General features: G+C 74.1%; 16 protein-coding genes. 8 read left to right on the top strand and 8 right to left on the bottom strand.

What is annotated here, in order from left to right; translation table 11 throughout:
• The first annotated feature begins 52 nt into the window (after positions 1 to 52).
• Positions 53 to 1,102 carry an aldo/keto reductase gene (locus GVV04_RS24055; protein ID WP_161690718.1) on the top strand — a complete coding sequence of 350 codons (1,050 nt, stop codon included), beginning with the start codon at positions 53 to 55 and terminating at the stop codon, positions 1,100 to 1,102.
• A gap of 125 nt (positions 1,103 to 1,227) precedes the next feature.
• On the opposite strand, the gene GVV04_RS24060 is transcribed toward GVV04_RS24055, so the two are convergent.
• Together GVV04_RS24060 and GVV04_RS24065 are read right to left on the bottom strand one after the other, a co-directional pair.
• Entirely contained in the window at positions 1,228 to 1,980 is a 753-nt protein-coding gene (locus GVV04_RS24060) for an aminotransferase class IV (RefSeq protein ID WP_161690720.1), read from the bottom strand.
• Positions 1,981 to 2,030: 50 nt separating this feature from the next.
• The gene (locus GVV04_RS24065) at positions 2,031 to 3,200 is read right to left on the bottom strand and encodes a serine hydrolase domain-containing protein (protein ID WP_161690722.1); all 1,170 of its coding nucleotides are present in this window, start codon (positions 3,198 to 3,200) and stop codon (positions 2,031 to 2,033) included.
• A gap of 109 nt (positions 3,201 to 3,309) precedes the next feature.
• Here GVV04_RS24065 and GVV04_RS24070 point away from each other — a divergent pair, with 109 nt between their 5' ends.
• Entirely contained in the window at positions 3,310 to 3,786 is a 477-nt protein-coding gene (locus tag GVV04_RS24070; protein ID WP_161690724.1) for a hypothetical protein, read from the top strand.
• Positions 3,787 to 3,826: 40 nt separating this feature from the next.
• Here the strand turns inward: GVV04_RS24070 and GVV04_RS34510 are convergent, their stop codons facing one another.
• Both GVV04_RS34510 and GVV04_RS24080 read right to left on the bottom strand, forming a co-directional pair.
• On the bottom strand, positions 3,827 to 5,911 hold the full coding sequence (locus tag GVV04_RS34510) for a sensor histidine kinase (RefSeq protein WP_161690726.1): 2,085 nt from the start codon (positions 5,909 to 5,911) through the stop codon (positions 3,827 to 3,829).
• Positions 5,912 to 5,936: 25 nt separating this feature from the next.
• Positions 5,937 to 6,503 carry a hypothetical protein gene (locus GVV04_RS24080; RefSeq protein WP_161690728.1) on the bottom strand — a complete coding sequence of 189 codons (567 nt, stop codon included), beginning with the start codon at positions 6,501 to 6,503 and terminating at the stop codon, positions 5,937 to 5,939.
• An 84-nt stretch (positions 6,504 to 6,587) separates the two neighbouring features.
• On the opposite strand from GVV04_RS24080, the gene GVV04_RS24085 reads away from it, so the two are divergent.
• The 4 genes from GVV04_RS24085 to GVV04_RS24100 all read left to right on the top strand — a co-directional run bounded on the left by GVV04_RS24085 (position 6,588) and on the right by GVV04_RS24100 (position 11,416).
• Positions 6,588 to 7,190, top strand: a complete 603-nt coding sequence (locus tag GVV04_RS24085) for a CGNR zinc finger domain-containing protein (protein WP_161690730.1) — start codon at positions 6,588 to 6,590, stop codon at positions 7,188 to 7,190.
• 175 nt (positions 7,191 to 7,365) lie between these two features.
• Positions 7,366 to 8,775: a hypothetical protein gene (locus tag GVV04_RS24090; protein ID WP_161690732.1), complete on the top strand. Its 1,410-nt coding sequence runs from the start codon at positions 7,366 to 7,368 to the stop codon at positions 8,773 to 8,775.
• Positions 8,776 to 8,864: 89 nt separating this feature from the next.
• A complete protein-coding gene (locus tag GVV04_RS24095) occupies positions 8,865 to 10,133 on the top strand; it encodes an AAA family ATPase (protein WP_161690734.1) in 1,269 nt (422 codons plus the stop codon).
• Positions 10,134 to 10,168: 35 nt separating this feature from the next.
• Positions 10,169 to 11,416 (top strand): vWA domain-containing protein, encoded by a 1,248-nt coding sequence (locus GVV04_RS24100; RefSeq protein ID WP_235966830.1) that lies wholly within the window; start codon positions 10,169 to 10,171, stop codon positions 11,414 to 11,416.
• A 298-nt stretch (positions 11,417 to 11,714) separates the two neighbouring features.
• Here GVV04_RS24100 and GVV04_RS24105 read toward each other — a convergent pair whose 3' ends face one another.
• Positions 11,715 to 12,884 carry a M20/M25/M40 family metallo-hydrolase gene (locus tag GVV04_RS24105; protein ID WP_161690736.1) on the bottom strand — a complete coding sequence of 390 codons (1,170 nt, stop codon included), beginning with the start codon at positions 12,882 to 12,884 and terminating at the stop codon, positions 11,715 to 11,717.
• 269 nt (positions 12,885 to 13,153) lie between these two features.
• Here GVV04_RS24105 and abc-f point away from each other — a divergent pair, with 269 nt between their 5' ends.
• Positions 13,154 to 14,791, top strand: a complete 1,638-nt coding sequence (gene abc-f / locus GVV04_RS24110) for a ribosomal protection-like ABC-F family protein (RefSeq protein WP_161690738.1) — start codon at positions 13,154 to 13,156, stop codon at positions 14,789 to 14,791.
• On the opposite strand, the gene GVV04_RS24115 is transcribed toward abc-f, so the two are convergent.
• From GVV04_RS24115 to GVV04_RS24125, 3 genes are read right to left on the bottom strand one after another with little or no spacing between them, the layout of a single operon-like run.
• Positions 14,691 to 15,431 (bottom strand): FAD-dependent oxidoreductase, encoded by a 741-nt coding sequence (locus GVV04_RS24115; RefSeq protein ID WP_161690739.1) that lies wholly within the window; start codon positions 15,429 to 15,431, stop codon positions 14,691 to 14,693. The two genes, abc-f and GVV04_RS24115, sit on opposite strands and share 101 nt — an antisense overlap.
• The gene (locus tag GVV04_RS24120; protein WP_161690741.1) at positions 15,431 to 16,138 is read right to left on the bottom strand and encodes a GntR family transcriptional regulator; all 708 of its coding nucleotides are present in this window, start codon (positions 16,136 to 16,138) and stop codon (positions 15,431 to 15,433) included. Before GVV04_RS24120 ends, GVV04_RS24115 begins: the two co-directional genes overlap by 1 nt.
• A complete protein-coding gene (locus GVV04_RS24125) occupies positions 16,138 to 16,677 on the bottom strand; it encodes a beta/alpha barrel domain-containing protein (protein ID WP_161690743.1) in 540 nt (179 codons plus the stop codon). Before GVV04_RS24125 ends, GVV04_RS24120 begins: the two co-directional genes overlap by 1 nt.
• A gap of 254 nt (positions 16,678 to 16,931) precedes the next feature.
• On the opposite strand from GVV04_RS24125, the gene GVV04_RS34065 reads away from it, so the two are divergent.
• Positions 16,932 to 18,440: a serine/threonine-protein kinase gene (locus tag GVV04_RS34065; protein WP_161690745.1), complete on the top strand. Its 1,509-nt coding sequence runs from the start codon at positions 16,932 to 16,934 to the stop codon at positions 18,438 to 18,440.
• Positions 18,441 to 18,513 lie beyond the last annotated feature (73 nt).

Below are 18,513 nucleotides of genomic sequence, written 5' to 3' on the forward strand. Positions count from 1 at the left end.
AGGCGGTCTGACCGGAACGGCCGCCCCGAACACCAATGGGGGGAAGACACTCATGCGCTATCGCACGCTGGGCGGCACGGGTATCGAGGTCAGCACGTACTGCCTCGGCACGATGATGTTCGGTGCCGTCGGCAACCCGGATCACGACGACTGCGGCCGGATCATCAACGCCGCACTCGACCGGGGGATCAACTTCATCGACACGGCGGACATGTACTCGGCGGGTGAGTCGGAGACCATCGTCGGCAGGGCGCTGCGCGGCCGCCGTGCCGAGGTGGTGCTCGCCACGAAGGTCCATTTCCAGATGGGGGAGGGGCGCAACCGCAGCGGCAACTCCCGTCGGTGGATCATCCGCGAGGTGGAGGAGAGCCTGCGCCGCCTCGACACCGACTGGATCGACCTGTATCAGGTGCACCGGCCGGACGAGAAGACCGACATCGAGGAGACCCTGTCCGTGCTGACCGATCTGGTCCGCGCCGGCAAGATCCGCGCGTTCGGTTGTTCGACCTTCCCGGCGGAGGAGATCGTCGAGTCCCACCACGTCGCCGAGAGGCGGGGCCTGGGCCGCTTCCGCACGGAGCAGTCGCCGTACTCGCTGCTGGCCCGGCAGGTCGAGGCGGCGGTGCTGCCCGTCTGCCAGCGCTACGGCATGGGTGTCATGGTGTGGAGCCCGCTCGCCTCCGGGTTCCTCACCGGCCGGTACCGCAGGGATCAGCCCATCGACCTCACCAGCGGCCGTCCCGCGCTCACCCCGGCCCGGTTCGACCCGAACGTCCCCGGCAACGCCGCCAAGCTCGACGCGGTCGAGCAGCTGATCGCGCTCGCCGAGGAGATCGGCTGCACGCTGCCGGAACTCGCGATCGCCTTCACCGCAGCCCACCCCGCGGTCACCTCCACGATCATCGGGCCCCGCACGATGGAACAGTTGGAGGGGCTGCTGAAGGGGGCCGCCGTCGGCCTCGACGACGCCGCGCTGGACCGGATCGACGAGATCGTTCCGCCCGGCACCAACCTCTACGCGCCCGACGGTGCCTGGCGGCCGGCCGCGCTCGCCGAGGCCTCCCGCCGACGCCGCCCCCCGGCCGAGCGCGTCGCCGCCTGAGCGCGTCGCCGCCTGAGCGCGTCGCCGCCTGAGCGCGTCGCCGCCTGAGCGCGTCGCCGCCTGAGCGCGTCGCCGACCGACGTCGAGGGCGGGCCGCCCATCGCCCGGCGGCCCGCCCGTCGCGGTCAGACAGCTTCCGGTACGACCTCGGCGTACCGCCGGCACAGCAGGCCGATGATCGGGTGACCGGTCGCGAACGTGACCCCGTCGACGGCGGCGATCGGCCGGATCCCGCCGGCCGCGTTGGTGGCGAAGGCGGTCGCCATGCCGGACAGCCGGGACAGCTCGACCGGCTCGGTGCGCTGCGGGCCGTCGTGAGCCGCGGCGAGCAGCCGCACGGTCACGCCGGCCAGCACGTCGGCCAGGGGCCAGACCACGGTGTCGCCGTCGACGAAGCCGACGTTCCAGGTCGGCCCCTCGCCGACCCGCCCGTCGCCGTCGGTGAACAGCGCGTCGTCGTAGCCGTCGAGTTGGGCGCGGCGGCGTTCGAACAGGGGGCCGAACAGCCCGGTGTGCTTGACCGCGGGCACGTCACGTATGTAGGTGGTGGAGCGCACCCGCATCGGCGGCTGCCACTGCGGCGTGGCGGCGCGCGTGGTGACCAGCACCTGCGGATCGGCCGGCGCGGCGGGCCGGCCGATCCGCAGGCCGGGGTCGGCCACGGTGACCCGGACCGTCAACGGGGCCTCGGCCCCGGCGATCGCCGCGCGGATCCGCCCCCGGACGTACCCGGGGGACAGTTCGGCCCCGAAGACCGTGGCGCAGTCGGTGACCAACCGGTCGAGGTGCAGGCTTAGCCCGCGGACCGCACCGTCCTGCACCCGCATCGTGGTGAAGTGCCCGTAGTTGGTCAGCGCCAGGTTGTCGACCGCCGTCATGGCGGCCAGTCTGGCACCGCCGGGCCCGATCGGGGTGCCGTCGGTCGGGGTCAGGCCGGTTGGCGGGACACGACCGCCCGGACTGCCTCGACCAGGCTGGTCGTCCGGGGGTCCGGGGTCATCGTGACGCGCAGGCCGTTCATCACGTACCCGAAGGCGATGCCGCTGGCCGGGTCGGCGTAGCCGAGCGAGCCGCCGTGGCCGGGGAAGCCGAAGGCGGTCGGCGACCACCAGGGCTGGTCCGGCAGGGGCAGACCGAAGCCGAGCGCCGGCCGGGTCGGAACCATCAGCACCCGGTCGACACCGCTGGCCTGTTCGGCGGTGGCGGTGGCGAGGGTGGCCGCGTCGAGGATCCGGAACCCGTCGACCTCGCCGATCAGGCCGGCGTAGAAACGGGCCAGTGACGACGCTGTGCAGATGCCGTTGACCGAGGGGATCTCGGCCGTCCAGGTCGCCGGATCGGCGAGGTCGAGCGGCGGGTCGGTCACCGCGGCCGACCGGACCACCAGCGAGGTCGGATCGGTGTACCGGGCGGACACCTCTCGCAGCGCCTCGGGTATCGCAGTGGCGGGCTGCTCCACCGGCTGCTCGACGAGCCTGCTGACCCGGTACGCCTCCGAGGCGGGCAGGCCGATCCAGAGGTCCAGGCCGAGCGGCTTGCCGATTTCGTCCGCAAAGTACGTGCCCAGGCTGCGGCCGGAGACCCGGCGTACCACCTCGCCGACCAGCCAGCCGTAGGTCAGCGAGTGGTAGCCGTGCGCCGTGCCCGGTTCCCAGACGGGTGCCTGGGCGGCCAGCGCCGCGACCATCGGCTCCCAGGCCAGCGCCTCCGCGCGGGGGATCGGACGGTCGAGTACGGGCAGCCCCGCCTGGTGGGACAGCAGCCAGCGGACCGGGGTGCCGCCCTTGCCGGCCGCCGCGAACTCCGGCCAGTACTCGGCGACCGGGGCGGCCAGGTCGAGCTGCCCCCGTTGGGCCAGCAGGTGGGCACAGGCGGCGGGCACGCTCTTGCTGGTCGAGTAGACCACCTGGAGGGTGTCCTCCCGCCAGGCGCGGCCGGTGGTGGGATCGGCGACCCCGCCCCACAGCCGGACCACCTCCCGGCCGTGCCGGTAGACGCTGACGGCCGCGCCGATCTCGGACCGCGTCTCGAAGTTCGCCAGGAACGCCTCCCGGACCGGCTCGTAACCCGGCGCCACGGTGCCGCTGACCACGGACATGCGCTCTCCTCTCGGAGCGTCGGGCCCGGACGACGACCAGCCCAGGCGCTCCCGTCAAGATACCCTGACAGTCGACGTCAGGGAATCCTGACGTGCATATGCTTGCGGGATGGCGGAGGAAATGGTTCCGGGACATGCGAACCTCATCGGGTTCCGGTTGCCGGACGGGACGCTGAGCACCGACGCCGCAGCACCGGCCGGCACCGTCGGCTACCGGGCCCGGTGCGGTTGCGGTTGGGTCGGCACCAGCGACTATCCAGCCGCCGAAGAGGGGCGCTGGATGGCCACCTCCGAGTGGGGCGGACACATCAGGCCGATCCTGGCCGGCACTCCGCCCGGCTGGCTGCTGGGCCGCTCCGACACCCTCCGGGACAACGTCGCCGAACTGGCCACCACCTGGCCGTTGCAGGCGCTCGGCATCCTCGCCGAGGTGGAACGCTGGCAACGGCCGCTGATCGAACGCGCCGTGGTGGCGGCCCGGGAAGCCGGGCTCTCCTGGGCCGAGATCGGCAACGCGCTCGGCATCAGCCGGCAGTCGGCGCACGAGCGGTTCCGCAACGCCGCACCGTCCAAACCACCCGCCTGACGGGTCACCCCCGAGGGGACGCCTGCACGCCGGGGATGACTCAGCGGGCCACGAGCGCCGGGACGGGCAGCACCAGTTGGACGGTGGTGCCGGGGCGGGTGTGGGCGGGATTCGCCCGCACGATGGTGAGCGCGGCCCCGATGCCCTCCGCGCGTTCCCGCATCGACGCGGTGCCGACGCCGGCGACCAGCGGGGCGGGGATGCCCACCCCCTCGTCCGTGACGCACACGACCAGGCTGCCCGGTCCCAGGGAGACGTCGATGGCGCACCGGTCCACACCGGCGTGCCGGCGCACGTTGCGCACGGCCTCGCCCACGATGCCGTACACCGCCGTCGCCACGGTGTCGGGAAGCTCCACGTCGGGCGCCCGCACCAGCACCGTCAACCCGGCGTCGGCGGAACGTTCCCGCAGCCGGTGCAGCGCCGGCCGCAGCCCGCCGCCCTCCAGCGGCGGCGGCACGAGGTCCCGGGCGATCTCCCGGACTCCCGCCGCCTGGCGGTCCATCTCGGCGACGAGCCGCCCGAGGAGGTCGTCGGCTGCCGCGATCTCGGGCAGGTAGCGGTGCGGGCGCAGCATGTTGCGGCCCGCGGTGAGCGCGAGCCCGACTCCGCTGATCGCCGGCCCTAGGTCGTCGTGCAGGTCGCGGCGCAGCTTGCGGCGCTCCTCGTCCCTGCTCTGCGCCAGCCGCACCCGGGAGCGGTCCAGGTCGCGCTGGGCGAGGGCGAGCTGGGCGAGCGCGGTGACGACCGGCGCGAGGTCGTGCAGCAGCGCGGCGGTCCGCCCGTCGAGCCGCTCGCCGGGGCGGGGCCAGGCCCGCAGCTCTCCCACCGGCCGGTTCCCGCTGTCCAGACGCACCACGAGGGCCGGCCCGCGCGCCGACGGCCCGTCCCAGGCCGGGGCGCGGCGCGGCGGCACCGGCCGGGCTCCCGTGAGGGTTATCGTGGCCGCTGCCAGCCGCAACGAGTCGGCGATGCCGTCCGCCACCGCGTCGAGCATCCGGGTGCTGCGCTCCGCCGCGCGTAGCCGGTCGGCGACCTGCCGGATCAGGCGCGGCCCGTCGTCGCCGTGCACCAGCCGGTCCACCCGGCGTTGCACCCACGCACGCGCGGGCTGGAACCCGGCGGCGAGTAGCGCGGTCACCACGGCCTCGGGCACCGCCGAGGTCGCCGGAGTGACCATGTCGAGCAGCAGCACACCCATGACGTACGCGCCGATCACCAGCGCGGTCATCAACGCCCAGACCAGTGTCCGGCGGATGGACAGCTCCAGGCCCCACAGCCGCTGACGCAGCGCCACGACCAGCACGGAGGCGGGGAAGAAGGCCTGGGCGCCGAGCATGAGCAGTGGGGCGAACGGCACCGGGACGGCGACGTGGAAGGCCGGGTCCAGCGCGAGCGGCAGGAAGGCCGCCGCCAGCAGCAGGGTGCCGATGGCGAGCCAACCGAGGCCGTGCCGCTGCTGCCGCGGCAGGGTACGGCGACGGGCCAGCACGCCGACGGCGGCGGCGACGCCGAGCACGACGAGCGCGGGCTCCAGCCAGGGGTCGACCGCCGCGCGGGCCGCGAGCAGGGTGTCGTCGGTGAGCGGAACCGCGTGCAGGCCGCCGGGCAGGGTGAGGGCGCACGCCTGCGCGACCACGATGAGGACGACGCCGGCGCCGACGGCGACCCGGGTGCTCCGGTCGAGCGGCCGTACCGGCAGGAGCCAGGGCAGCAACACGACGAGGGCGTAGAAGCCGGGCACCCAGGCCCAGTACGCGACGCTGGCGAGCTGGCCGGTCATCCACAGGTCGGGCCAGCGGTACACCACCATGCCCCAGCAGGCCGCCGCCGCCGACAGCGACCCGCCGACGCCCGCAGCGGCCATGATCCAGGCGGCCAGGTGGGCGCGGCGCAGCAGGGTCAGCCAGGCGACCACTCCGTAGACCGCGCCGACCACCAGGTCCACCAGCGTGTAGAGCATCCACGGGTGCCAGGGCGGAGCCGCCACGCACCAGGCCACCACGGAGGCGGCGGTCAGCCCGCTGGTGCCGGTCAACACCGCCCACGCCACGATCCGCCACCGGGGCCCGGTCCCGGCGGCCGGACCAGCCCCGGCCGGGCCCGCCACGATCGCCGGGACCACCTCGCCGTCCACCTGATCGGGCCGGTCAGGCCGGGCCGGCGAGCGTCTGGCAGACGTTGTCCTGCTTGCCGACGGCGACCGCCATCCGGCGGGTTCCGGCGGCGTCGAACGTGATGACGTGCAGCCCGTCGAGCAGGTAGTAGCCCTGCGGATAGTGGTCCCCGGCCCGGAACCCGAAGCCCGCGGGGCCGACGATGGTGTACCGCAGCCACCCGCCGTCCGGGCGGTAGTCGGCCGCGCCGGACCCGCCCGCGTCCCGGCGCGTCATCCGTCCCGTGGCGACGTCGACGAAGTCGACCACGAGCGGACCGGCGAACTCCTCTCGCCTGACGGCCCCGTCGGGATACCGGTCGACCACCCGGACCCGGACGTCCTGCGAGACCACCTGGACCCGCAGCGGAAACGCGCAGTACCGGCCGGCCGGAGCGGTCCACTCCTCCTGCGTCCAGGGCCGCCAGGGCTCGGGCAGGCGCGTCCGTTGGGCGGAACTGTCGGTGCCGGCTGCCGCGGCGGGCACGGGGGTGGCCGCCGCCACCGCGACCAGCATCAGCGCGACCCGTAGGACCGGGGACGCGATCTTGGACAGCAACATGCCTCACCTAACCATTCTTGTAGGGCTAACCGGTGTGTTGACAATGTCTGGTTAGTGGACGGTCGGTCAAGGCATACTGGTGTCGTGCATTGGACCGATGTCGACGGCCTCCGGATGCCAGTGCTGCTCGCCGGTCACCCAGGGCTGGAGCTCTGCAACACCTGGGCGGGCTGGGGCCATCCCCCCGGCCCGCACCGGGAATGGCTGCGCGGCTACGACCACCTCGCCACCTGGGCCGGGCACGCCTCGCTGCTCGACGTGCCCACCGTGCGGCGGCTGCGTGCCGCCGCGCGTCGGGAGCCCGCCGAGGCCGAGCGGGCCCTGGCCGCGGCGCGGTCCTTCCGGGCCTCCCTGCGTACCCTCGTCCTCGACCCGGGCGACGCCGGGGCGTTCCGCGCCGTCGCAGCCCAGGCCCGACGTGCCGCCGCCGCCGCACTTCTGACGGCAGGCGTCGACGGCGTCGCTTCCTGGACGCTCTCCCCGGACAACCCCCTCGACCTGCCGCTGCTCACGTGCGCGCGGTCCGCCGCGGACCTGCTCTGCACGCCGGCGCGGGCCCACGTCCGCGCCTGCCCCGGGGCCGACTGCGGGTGGCTGTTCCTCGACCCCCGGGGCCGGCGGCGCTGGTGCACCATGGCCGTCTGCGGCAACCGGGCCAAGGTCCGGGCGTACGCCGACCGCCACTGACGAGCAGGTGCCCTGCGTATCGACCCGAGGGGCGAGGCCGGGAATCCGGCTGTCGAGCGTCCCGCCCCGGTCGCGCCGAATCTGCGTGTCCGCCGGACGCGAAGAGCTGTATGCTGCCCGCGATGAATACCTCCTTCTTCAGATCGGGGGCCCGGTTCGCACAAGGTGAGTGCTGATGCACTCCTTGGCTGCGAACGGGAATTCCCGTCTCTCCTGCTGGCTGCGCGTCCGCAAGTTCGCCGTGCCGCCCTCCATGATCAAGTCTGCGACCGCCCGTCGTGTCGCGGGGGACTGGGCGGGGGCGTGCGCCGCCGCCCGCGTGGACGTCGACCTGAGCCTGCGGGCCGTTGCTCGCACCCACGGTCACGAACTCGCCGCCAGGGTCCGTGCCGACCTCCGCCGGCTGGCACCTGACCTGCTTCGCTGGCACCTGCCGAGGGTCGCTCCGAACGGACTGCTGCGCCCCGGCCTGACGATCTCCCTGGCCCGGTACCACCCGGCCGGACCCGAGGACGGCAGGGCCGTCCACCTGGTGGCCCGGACCCCGCCGGCCTGGGCGGAGGCCGGCCAGCGGATCAGCCTCACCCTGTGGGACGGCCTCCGGTCCGAGGCCCGCCGTGGCCCGCATCCGCATCCCCGTCCCGACCGGCGGTTCCGTCTCGACCTGCACCGCCACCTCTGGGACACCCGCAGGGCCGGTGAGCTGCGGGTGCGGTCCGGTGCCGACCGGCCACCCACGGCTGGCCCGCTGGAGGCGGTGCGGGTCGAGACGGACCTGGGTATGCCGCAGGAGCACGGCTGTGCCGTGCACCGTTGGGCGGCCGAGGCCGAGCTGCTGCTCCGCGCCGAGGGTAGGCCCCCTGGCCCCGTCGCCGTCCGGCTCGGAGCCCGACGCCGACTGGTACTGAACCTCCCGACGAACGGGGACGCCACCGGGCAGCCCGCCCTCCGGATCGTCGCGACCGCCGCCCACGGCTGCGCCACCCCGATGCCGGTGCTGCCGGACGCGGCGACGTGGGTGCTACCCGACCTGACGTTGCTGCGCGCCGGCCTGGTCGAGGCCGATGACCTGCACCCCCTTGTCGCATCGGCGCTCGTCCCCGACCACCAGGCCGCCGGCGCCGGCCGGCCAGGGAGCGACGGGGCCGTTCCGCGCCTGGTCGAGTGCCGGGGCGCCCAGCACCGGATCGGCCTCGTGGATGGGATCCTCGTACCGCTGGACCACGATCCGACCGAGATCCGCCGCGAAGAACTGCTGGCCGCACTGACCGGCACGCCGATGCCGTGTCTGCGGGCGATCGACGAGGCGCACCGCAACCCGGAGTCTCTCGACACCGTCCGCGCGCACCTGGACCACGGCGACACCGCCGGCGCCCTGGCCGCCGTCGAGGGCCTCCTCGGGCCGGGTGCGCTGCTACGCGACGGCGCCCTCCGGGAAGAGCTGGAGACGGCGGCGCTGCGACGGATCGCGTACGGCCTGTTCCGGACCGGCCTCGCCGGCTCCGGGCCCGGTCCGGCCAACCGCCCACCAGGGCACCGCCCCCGCCACCATCGGGCACACCCGCGCCACGCCGTGGCCGGCTGAGCAGCGAGCCCGCTCCTGCCCGCAGGCCCGCCCGCCCGTTCCCCGGCACGTCCCTCTCCGGCCCTCCACGAACCGACAGGTGATCGATCATGCTTACCTCCCTTTCGTCCCCGTCCGCCGCCACGGGTGCACCCGGTGGCCCGACCCACGCCCCTCAACTCGACGTCGCCGCCGACCTCCTCGTCCTCCTGCACGTCACCGGCACCGAACCGCGCCCCAACGCGCAGTTGGAGGCCCTGACCCTGGCCGTGGCCGCCGACCTGCCGGTGCTGCTGTGGGGAGAACCCGGCATCGGCAAGACCGCGGCCCTGACACAGCTCGCCGCATCCCTTGACCTGCCGCTGACCACAGTGATCGCCAGCGTGCACGAACCGTCCGACTTCTCCGGCCTGCCCGTCGTCGGCGACGACCCCGCGACACAGGGCGTCCCGATGGCCCCACCGGACTGGGCGGTGCGTCTGGTGCGGGCCGGCCGGGGCCTGCTGTTCCTCGACGAGTTGTCCACCGCCCCGCCGGCCGTCCAGGCCGCCCTGCTGCGCCTCGTGCTCGAACGGCGGGTCGGTGCCCTGCGGCTGCCGCCCGAGGTCCGGATCGTGGCCGCCGCCAACCCGCGATCCTCGGCGGCCGACGGCTGGGAACTCAGCCCACCCCTGGCGAACCGGTTCGTCCATCTGCAATGGGCCTACGACCACCAGGTCGTCGTACGTGGCCTCGGCGGGACCTGGGCCACGGCACCGCTGCCTCAGCTCGACCCGAGCCGGTTGCCCGAGGCCGTGGCGTTCGCCCGCCGCGCGGTGTGCGGACTCCTCACCGCCCGCCCCGCGCTCGTGCACCGGCTGCCCAACACCGAAGCCCGCCGGGGCGGCGCCTGGCCGTCGCCCCGTACCTGGGAGATGACCCTGCGCCTGGTCGCCTTCGCCACCGCGGCCGGCACCTCGCGTGAGGTGCTGTCCATGCTGGTCAGGGGGGCCGTGGGGGACGGCCCGGGGCTGGAGTTGCTGGCCAGCCTGGACAGGATGGACCTGCCGGACCCCGAAGCGCTGCTGGCCGACCCGGAGGGGGCGGACCTGCCCGAGCGAGGCGACCTGCGCCAGACCGTGCTCGACGCGGTGGTGGAGGCGGTCCGGCAACGTCCGGACCGGTCGCGCTGGGACGCGGCGTGGACCGTCCTGGTGCGGGCGATGGAAACCGGGGCCCCGGACCTGGTGGTCGTCCCCGCGACCACACTCGCCGCGCTGCGCCAGGCTGACTGGGACGTTCCTGCCGCGATCGACAGGCTCGCCGGGGTGGTGTCGGTGAGCCGGGCGGCCGACCGGGCCGCAGCGCGGATCGCGGCCTCCGCAGGGGCCCGGCAGTGACCCCGGGCGTGCCGGGCTCGCCGGCCTTGCCGGCCTTGCCGGGCTCACTGGCCTCACCGGGCTCACTGGATCGCGAGAAGCTCTTCGCCGCCCGGCTGCACGCCGCCCGGGTCCGGCCCTACCTGGCGACGGCGCTGTTCGCCCTGCACCCCGTGCCGTCGCGGCTGGTGCCGACGATGGCCGTGGACCGGCACTGGCGGTGCTACGTCTCGCCGGCGTTCGTGGACCGGACCCCGCTGGAGGAACTGGCGGGAGTGTGGGTGCACGAGGTCTCCCACCTGCTGCGCGACCATCACGGACGCAGCGACCGGGTCGCGGCGCAGCGGGGACTGACCGGGCCGGGAGAACGGCTCCGGATGAACATCGCCGCGGACTGCGAGATCAACGACGACGTGTTCGGGGACGGACTGGCTCGGCCCGAAGGCGCTGTCGAACCGGGGCTTCTGGGGCTGCCCGAGGGGGAGCTGATGGAGGACTACCTGCGCATGTTCCGGCTCGGGTCGTACCCGCAGAGCCTGGTCTGGCTGGACTGCGGCAGCGGCGCCGACGGGCTGGAGCGGCAGTGGGACCTGGGGGCAGACGGCGCGTACGGGCTCACCGACCAGGAGTGCGACGCGGTCAGGTTCCGGGTCGCGCAGGGCATCACCGGCCGCCCGGGGAGCGTCCCACGGGGGTGGCGGCGGTGGGCGGAGGAGGCCTTTCACCCGCCCCAGCCGTGGAGGGACCTGCTGGGGGCGGCGGTCCGGTCGGCTGTCTCCAGCGTCGGCGCGGGTGGGGACTACACCTACGGCCGGTCGTCCCGACGAGCCGCGAGCCTGCCCGGGGTCGTCCTGCCGGGCCTGCGGCGTAGGCCGCCCCGGGTCTCCGTGATCATCGACACCTCCGGGTCGGTCAGCGATGCCGAGCTGGGCAGCGTTCTCCTCGAGATCGCGGCGATCGTCCGCGCCGTTGGCGGCCGGCGCGACCTGGTCAGCGTGGTGTCGTGCGACGCGGCGGCCAGGGCCGTGCACCCGCTGTGCCGCGCCGAGGGAATCCCGCTGCTGGGCGGCGGGGGAACTGACCTGCGCAGCGGGTTCACGAAGGTGCTCCGGTCACGCCCCCAGCCGGACGTCATCGTGGTGCTGACCGATGGGCAGACACCCTGGCCGGACTCCCGGCCGCCGTGCCGGACGGTGGTGGGCCTGTTTCCCCGGCGGCGGCGGGCCCGGTCATGGGACGAGGACAGCCCCGACCACGTGTCGGACACGCCGCCCGACTGGGCGCGGGTGGTCGACATCGGGTGAGCCCCCGCCGCGCCCCTGCTTCACCAGCAGGAAGACGTGATCGGTGCCGGGGCCCTCCCGGTCGACGAGCCGGATCACAACCTTGCCGAGCTTGCCGGATCCCCGAAGCCGGGACCGGTCCCGAACGATTCGCACCCGCCGAACCTCGCAGTCGACCACGTACCCGGGAAAGTGGGTGGTGAGTTACTCCGGGGGCACGATCTGGTGCTGCTCCGGGGGCATGTGCCGCACGACGGCCTGGTGGTCGCCCCGGTTGGCCGCGGCGGCGAGCTGCCCGCCGCCGCGCCCAGACACCGCGTCAGCGATCCTGTGGACCGCCGTCCTGGTTTCGGCGGATGTCCTCGATCAGTTCCGCCACCAACGCCGCCCGCTCCGGCATGGCCGCCACGACGACGTACTCGCCTTCGGAGTGCGCGCCGTCCCCAACAGCGCCGAGACCGTCGAGCGTGGGACAGCCCACCGCCGCGGTGAAGTTGCCGTCCGACCCGCCGCCCACGTCGGCGCCCCGCAACGGGCCGAGGCCCAGCGCCGGCGCGAGGGCCGCAGCCCTCGCGAACAGGGCCGCGGTGGAGGACGCCGGCAGCGGCGGCCGGCTCGCCCCACCGGCGAGGACGACGAACACGTCGGGCAGGATGGGCTTGAGGGAGCGCAGTTCCCCGTCCACGCGCTCCGCCTCGCACTCGACGGCGACCCGGACGTCGACCCCCAGCCAGGCGTGCGCGGGCACCACGTTGCCGGCGGTGCCGCCACCGGCCATGGTCGGCGTGACGATCGTGCCGAGGTCCGGCCGGGCGAGTTCTCCGACGTCGAGCAGCAGGCGACCCAGCACGGTCAGCGCGTTGCGGCCGAGCTCCGGGTCCAGCCCGGCGTGGGCCGCGCGTCCGTGCACGTCGAAGCGGTACCGGCCGATTCCCTTGCGACTCGTCTTCACCGCTCCGTCGACGGACGGTTCGAGGATGAGAGCGGCGTCGCAGCGGTGGGCCGTCTCCTGCACGAGCTTCCGGCTGGTGGGAGAGCCGATCTCCTCGTCGCAGGTCAGCAGGATCTCCAGCCCGGCGCGATCCGGCAGCGCCGCCACGGCGTGGAAGAGCTGCACGATCCCGGCCTTCATGTCGAAGCAGCCGGGGCCGGTGGCGGTCCCGGCCGCGTCGTCCAGGGTGAACGGCCAGCGTTCCAGGGTGCCCAGCGGCCAGACGGTGTCGTAGTGGCCGATCAGGGCGACGGTCGGCTGGCCCGGCGCGGCGGGCCAGCGCCACCGCAGGTGGGCCCGTCCGTCGACCTCGACGGATTCCGCAGGCCCGCCGATGATCTCCTCGGCGATGCCGGACACCGTCTCCGCCCCGGCCCGGCAGGCCGACAGGTCGTTGGACGGCGTCTCGACCGAGACCAGACGGCCGAGTTGCCCCAACATCTCGGCCGTGCGGGTCCGTAGGTCGTGGAGCCGGTCAGTGGATACGCTCGTAGGCATCCATGGATCTTTGCCTGGATGAAGCGTGACGGCAATCATGGGGGCACAGCCCGCCAGGATGGTCGCGGCAGCGACCGCGCGTTAGGCTTGCCCGAGTTGCCGGAGAACGGAGTGAACGTGGCAGGTGACGACGACATCTCCGGGTGAGATCCCGGACCGGCCGCCGACAGACGCTTGATCGCGCTGTCGCCGCGGCCATCTCGTCGTCCCTGTTTCCCGCCGGGTGCCCGTCTGTGCGCGCCCGGATCACGCTTTCCGAGGATCTCACCATGTCCAACGGTTACATCGTCTGCTCCGCCCTGTCCTTCGCCTGGCCGGACGACACCCCGGTGTTCAGCGACCTCTCCTTCTCCGTGCCCGGTGGCCGCACCGGCCTGGTGGCGGCCAACGGCACGGGGAAGAGCACACTGCTGCGGCTGATCGCCGGGGAACTGCGCCCGACCACCGGATCCGTCACGGTGCGGGGCACGCTCGGCTACCTGCCCCAGCACCTGCCCTTCAGTGGCGAGCAGAGCGTCGCCCAGCTCCTCGGCGTCGACCAGATCATCGCCGCGCTGCACGCCATCGAGGCCGGCGACGCGAGTGAGGAGCACTTCACGACAGTCGGCAACGAGTGGGACGTCGAGGAGCGCACCCGCGCCGAGCTGGACCGGCTCGGCCTCGGCGATCTCACCCTGGACCGGAAGCTGGGCACTCTCAGCGGCGGCCAGGTGGTGTCCCTGGGCCTGGCCGCCCAGCTTCTCAAGCGTCCGGACGTGCTCCTGCTGGACGAGCCGACGAACAACCTCGACAGCGAGGCGCGGGATCGGCTGACCGCCGTGCTGCGCGCGTGGACCGGCTGCCTCCTGGTCGTCAGCCACGACCGGGCGCTGCTGGACGAGGTGGACCGCGTCGCCGCCCTGGAGCACGGCGAGATCGAGTGGTACGGCGGCACGTACACCGACTACGAGCAGGCCGTACGCGGCCGGCGCGAGGCAGTCGAACGCCAGGTGCGCAGCGCCGAGCAGGACCTCAAGCGGCAGAAGCGGGACATGCAACAGGCCCGGGAGCGCGCCGCCCGCCGGGCATCGAACGCGTCCCGCAACCTGTCCAACGCCGGCCTGGCCCGGATCGTCGCCGGCGGGCTGAAGCGTGATGCCCAGGTCTCGGCGGCCCGGTCGAACGAGACCCACGCGGACCGGGTCGGCGACGCCCAGGCCCGCCTGGACCAGGCGAGCCGTGCCGCCCGGCAGGACGACCGGATCGCGATCGAGCTGCCCGGCACCAACGTGCCGGCCGGGCGCACCGTCTTCCAGGGCGAACACCTGCGGGCCGGGTACGACGGCCGCCCGGTCTTCGCCGGCGAGGGCGTCGACCTGACCATCCGGGGCCCGGAACGCATCGCCCTGACCGGCGCCAACGGTGCGGGCAAGTCCACCCTCCTCCGGCTGGTCAGCGGCGACCAGACACCGGTGTCCGGCGTCGCCGCCCGAGCCGACGGCCGCGTCGCGTACCTGTCCCAGCGGCTCGACCTGCTGGACCCCGCCCGCACGGTCGCCGAGAACCTCGCCGTGTTCGCGCCGGCCCTGCCAGACGCCGACCGGATGAACCTGCTCGCCCGGTTCCTGTTCCGCGGCTCCCGCGTCCACCTGCCGGTACGCGTGCTCTCCGGGGGCGAGCGCCTGCGGGCGACGCTCGCCTGCATCCTGTTCGCCGAACCCGCGCCCCAGCTACTGCTTCTCGACGAACCCACCAACAACCTGGATCTGGTCAGCGTGGGCCAGCTGGAAAGCGCGCTCGTCGCGTACCAGGGCGCCTTCGTGGTGGTCAGCCACGACGAGCGTTTCCTGACCGAGATCGGGGTGACCCGCTGGTTGAGGCTGGCCGACGGGCACCTGACCGAGACCGGCGCCCCGGAGGCCGGCTGAGGGCTCCCGGCGGCGGCGTGGATAGCCGCCGCCTGGCCCCTGCTGCCGGCCGACCAGCCAGCCGCAGGGGCCCGGTCCGGTGCTCGATTCCGGCGAGGGCGAGCAGCTCGCCGGTCTCGCTCGCCTCCAGCACCTGCCGGGCGCCGATGTGCTGTACCGAGCCGTCGGCCAGGCGGACAGCCACCCCGGTCACGGTGTCGCCGTCGGTCGTCGCGCTGAGCAGGGTGGCCTGGGTGTGCACGACCAGCCGGCCGGAAGCGCGCCAGGGGGCGAGCATCGCGCGCAGCACCGCCAGCGCGGCGCGCGGCTCGTGGCAGAGCGCGCTGACCCAGCCGTTACCCGGGTTGAGCAGTCCACCGGCCCGGGCCGGGGCCAGGGCGTACCAGTCCTGGTAGTACGACCGCACGCCCTGCCGGAACCGGCGGTAGCTGGCGGTGGAGCCGTGGGTCTCGATCCAGCGGTGCTCGTCCGGGGGCACCGCCTGCGAGGTGAGCTGACCGCCGATCCACGCGTACGGCTCGATGACCGCCACCCGGGCCCCGCCCTCGCAGGCGGCCAGCGCGGCGGCGACGCCACCCACCCCGCCGCCGACGACCAGCACGTCGGTGTACACCTCGTTGGTCCGTCCGGTGCGGCCCATCAGCCGGTGTCCCCTCGTCGTGCGGTCAGCGCGAAGTGGTACCGGTCGCCGCGGTAGAGCGAGACCGCCCGCTCCACCGCCCGGCCGCGACTGTCGAAGCCGATCCGCCGCACCTCCAGCAGCGCCGAGGCGGGCGGGATCTCCAGCAGCTTGCACTGCCGCTGGTTGGGCACGACGGCGGCGATCCTCTGCTGGGCCACGGTCACCTGGACCTGGTACCGGTCCCGCATGGTCTCGTAGAGCGCCCCGTCGAGGTTCTCGACCAGCAGTCCGGGGAAGAGATCGGCGGGCAGGTGCACCTCCTCCAGGCACATCGGCGCGCCGTCGGCCATCCGCAGCCGCTCCACCCGGTAGAGCAGGGAGCCCTCGGGCAGGCCTAGCTCGACGGCCAGGGCTTCCCTGGCGACCACCGCGTCCGTCTCGATCATCCTGCTGCTCGGAGCCAGCCCCCGGGCCCGCATGTCCTCGGTGAATCCACTGAGGCTGGCGCCCTTGGCGATCCGGGTGTCGGAGGCGAAGGTGCCCTGGCCCCGGATGGTGTAGATCAACCCGTCGTCGAGCAGTTCGCGCAGGGCCTGGCGCAGCGTCGTCCGGCTCACGCCCAGTTCCTCGGCGAGGTCCCGCTCCCTGGGCAGGGCCGCGTGGGCCGTCAGCTCGGCGACCCGGCGCCGCAGCTCGGTGCGGGTCTGGCTCAGTTTGGTGGTCATCAAGACTCCACGGGGGAATGCGGGCAGGCGTACGCGAACCGACGTGTGGTGTTGACCGGGTCGGAGATCGCGGTGCCGACGACGACGGCCCACGCGCCCTCATCGAAGGCTGCCGCGACCTGGGCAGGGGTACGGTACCGTCCCTCTCCGATAACCGGAATCGGACAACGCCGGCTGATCGCGCCGGCCAGCGCGATGTCCGGGTCGTCCGGTACGTCTGTGCCGGTGGTGTAGCCGGCCAGCGTCGTACCGACCAGGTCGGCTCCGGCGTCGACCGCGGCGAGTGCGGCGTCCAGAGTGTCCACGTCGGCCATGAACAGCGCGCCGCCGGCGTGGGTCGCCGCGACCAGATCGGCCAGCTTCTCCCCACCGGGGCGGGGCCGTCCGGTCGCGTCGGCGGCCACGATCCGGGCACCGGCTTCGGTCAGCGCCGTCACGTCGGCCTCGGTCGGGGTGATGTAGACCGGGCTGCCGGGGGTGCTCCGATACCTACCACACCGATCCTGAGGCGGTCCACGCCAAACCTCCCACTGTTGCATACCGACAACCGGTTAGGTATGTACCTAACCGCTTGTAGTTGTACACCTCGCCCGGACCCGTGACAAGTCCTGTCCCGCTCTGGAATCCGGCGCTTGAGCTGCGACGTCGCGGCGATCGGTGGCGGACGGCCCGGTCCCGGTGGCGGGACCGACGCCCGGGCCCGGACGGCGGGCGGAAAGGCCGGCGCGGCGTGGCATGATGGCGCGACCCCGGGCCGAGCCGGGGAGATCCGACGCGCGGACGGGTGAGACGAATGCTGCACTCCGGCCTGAGGCTCGGCGGCCGTTACCGCCTGGACACCCGGATCGGCGCCGGCGGCATGGGCGAGGTGTGGCGGGCGGTCGACGAGGTGCTCGGCCGGGTCGTCGCGGTGAAGGCCATGCTCCCGGAGGTGGCCGACGAGCCGGACTTCGCCCGTCGCTTCCTGGCCGAGGCGAAGGCCATGGCCAGTGTGAACCACCCCGCCGTGGCGTCGATCCACGACTACGGACGCAGCGACGGCGTCACCTTCCTGGTGATGGAGTTCGTCGACGGCGAGTCCCTCGCCGGGGTGCTGCGCCGGTCCGGTCGGCTGGCCCCCGAGGAGGTCATGCGGCTGATCGCCCAGGCGGCCGACGGCCTGCAGGCCGTGCACGACTGCGGGATCGTGCACCGGGACGTCAAGCCGGCCAACCTGCTGATCCGCCGGAACGGGTCGGTGCTGATCACCGACTTCGGGATCTCGCGGACCTGGGACGGCACCCACCTCACCGTCTCCGGCGCGGTCCTGGGCACCCCCTCCTACCTCTCGCCGGAGCAGGTGCTCGGGCAGCCCGCCACCGCTCTCAGCGACGTCTACGCCCTCGGGCTCACCGCCTACGAGTGTCTCGCCGGGCACCGCCCGTTCGCCGGGGACAGCCCGTACGCGATGGCCCTGCAACGGGTGCAGTTCGCACCGCGTCCCCTCGACGCTGACCTGCCCCGCCCGGTGCTTGCCGTCGTCGGGCGTGCCCTGGCCACCGACCCGGCCGGCCGCTGGGCCTGCGCCGCCGATCTGGCGGCCGCCGCCCGGTCCGCCGCCGCCGGGTCTGCCGCCGCCGCCGGGTCCGCCGCAGACGGCTGGTCCGCGCCGGGTGGGCATCGGCCGCCGTCGGCAGTGGCCTCGCCGGGCGTCGCGGTGCCGTCCCCGGCGGGACCGGCCTGGCCCGGCACAGCGCCACCGGTTTCCGCCGGCGGCCCACGGGCGGCGCGCCGGCGGTGGCCGCTGGTCGCCGCGCTGCTGGCGATCGTGCTGGTCGGCGGAGCTGCGGTCTGGCGGGCCGGCCTCGGCCGTGGCGACGGGCCGGCGTCCGGCACCGGGCCGCAGCAGCCGAGCACCGCCCCGACGGACGACGCCGCCCGGCAGGCCGGGTTCACGTCCTGCGGTGCGGCGTTCTGCCCCACCCGCCCGCTCTGCTGGCGAGGGCTGACCTCGATCAGCGGCAACGCCATGCCGCCCCGCCGGGTCGACTGCACGGCCGAACACGCCTGGGAGACCTTCGCGGCGACGTACCTGCCCGCCGACGCGGTCGATGTCCCCCAGGACGAGTTGATGGCCCGCGCCGACGTCGGCGCCGCCTGCTCGGCGTCGGTCATGGCCGCGCGCAGCGGCGGCCGGACCACCACCGGCTGGGTACGCGAGGCGTGGCCGATCCAGCTCACCGGCACCGACGTCTGGCTCGTGCACTGCCTGGCCCGGCCGGAGACCGGTGACCCGTCCGGTTCCGCCTTCTCGGCCCGCTGACCACGCCCGACTCGTCGACCGCCGGTCCCGTCCTGGTCCACGGGCCCATAAGTCCTCGGCCGGCGGCATGGAC

The sequence above is a fragment of the Micromonospora rubida genome (assembly GCF_009908295.1).
Classification (GTDB): Bacteria; Actinomycetota; Actinomycetes; order Mycobacteriales; family Micromonosporaceae; genus Micromonospora; species Micromonospora rubida.

Bases quoted from the DNA above. Each gene is read 5' to 3' on its own strand.
- GVV04_RS24055 (WP_161690718.1), top strand. From the start codon at position 53: ATGCGCTATCGCACGCTGGGCGGCACGGGTATCGAGGTCAGCACGTAC.
- GVV04_RS24060 (WP_161690720.1), bottom strand. From the start codon at position 1,980: ATGACGGCGGTCGACAACCTGGCGCTGACCAACTACGGGCACTTCACC.
- GVV04_RS24065 (WP_161690722.1), bottom strand. From the start codon at position 3,200: ATGTCCGTGGTCAGCGGCACCGTGGCGCCGGGTTACGAGCCGGTCCGG.
- GVV04_RS24070 (WP_161690724.1), top strand. From the start codon at position 3,310: ATGGCGGAGGAAATGGTTCCGGGACATGCGAACCTCATCGGGTTCCGG.
- GVV04_RS24080 (WP_161690728.1), bottom strand. From the start codon at position 6,503: ATGTTGCTGTCCAAGATCGCGTCCCCGGTCCTACGGGTCGCGCTGATG.
- GVV04_RS24090 (WP_161690732.1), top strand. From the start codon at position 7,366: ATGCACTCCTTGGCTGCGAACGGGAATTCCCGTCTCTCCTGCTGGCTG.
- GVV04_RS24095 (WP_161690734.1), top strand. From the start codon at position 8,865: ATGCTTACCTCCCTTTCGTCCCCGTCCGCCGCCACGGGTGCACCCGGT.
- GVV04_RS24105 (WP_161690736.1), bottom strand. From the start codon at position 12,884: ATGCCTACGAGCGTATCCACTGACCGGCTCCACGACCTACGGACCCGC.
- abc-f (WP_161690738.1), top strand. From the start codon at position 13,154: ATGTCCAACGGTTACATCGTCTGCTCCGCCCTGTCCTTCGCCTGGCCG.
- GVV04_RS24115 (WP_161690739.1), bottom strand. From the start codon at position 15,431: ATGGGCCGCACCGGACGGACCAACGAGGTGTACACCGACGTGCTGGTC.
- GVV04_RS24120 (WP_161690741.1), bottom strand. From the start codon at position 16,138: ATGACCACCAAACTGAGCCAGACCCGCACCGAGCTGCGGCGCCGGGTC.
- GVV04_RS24125 (WP_161690743.1), bottom strand. From the start codon at position 16,677: ATGCAACAGTGGGAGGTTTGGCGTGGACCGCCTCAGGATCGGTGTGGT.
- GVV04_RS34065 (WP_161690745.1), top strand. From the start codon at position 16,932: ATGCTGCACTCCGGCCTGAGGCTCGGCGGCCGTTACCGCCTGGACACC.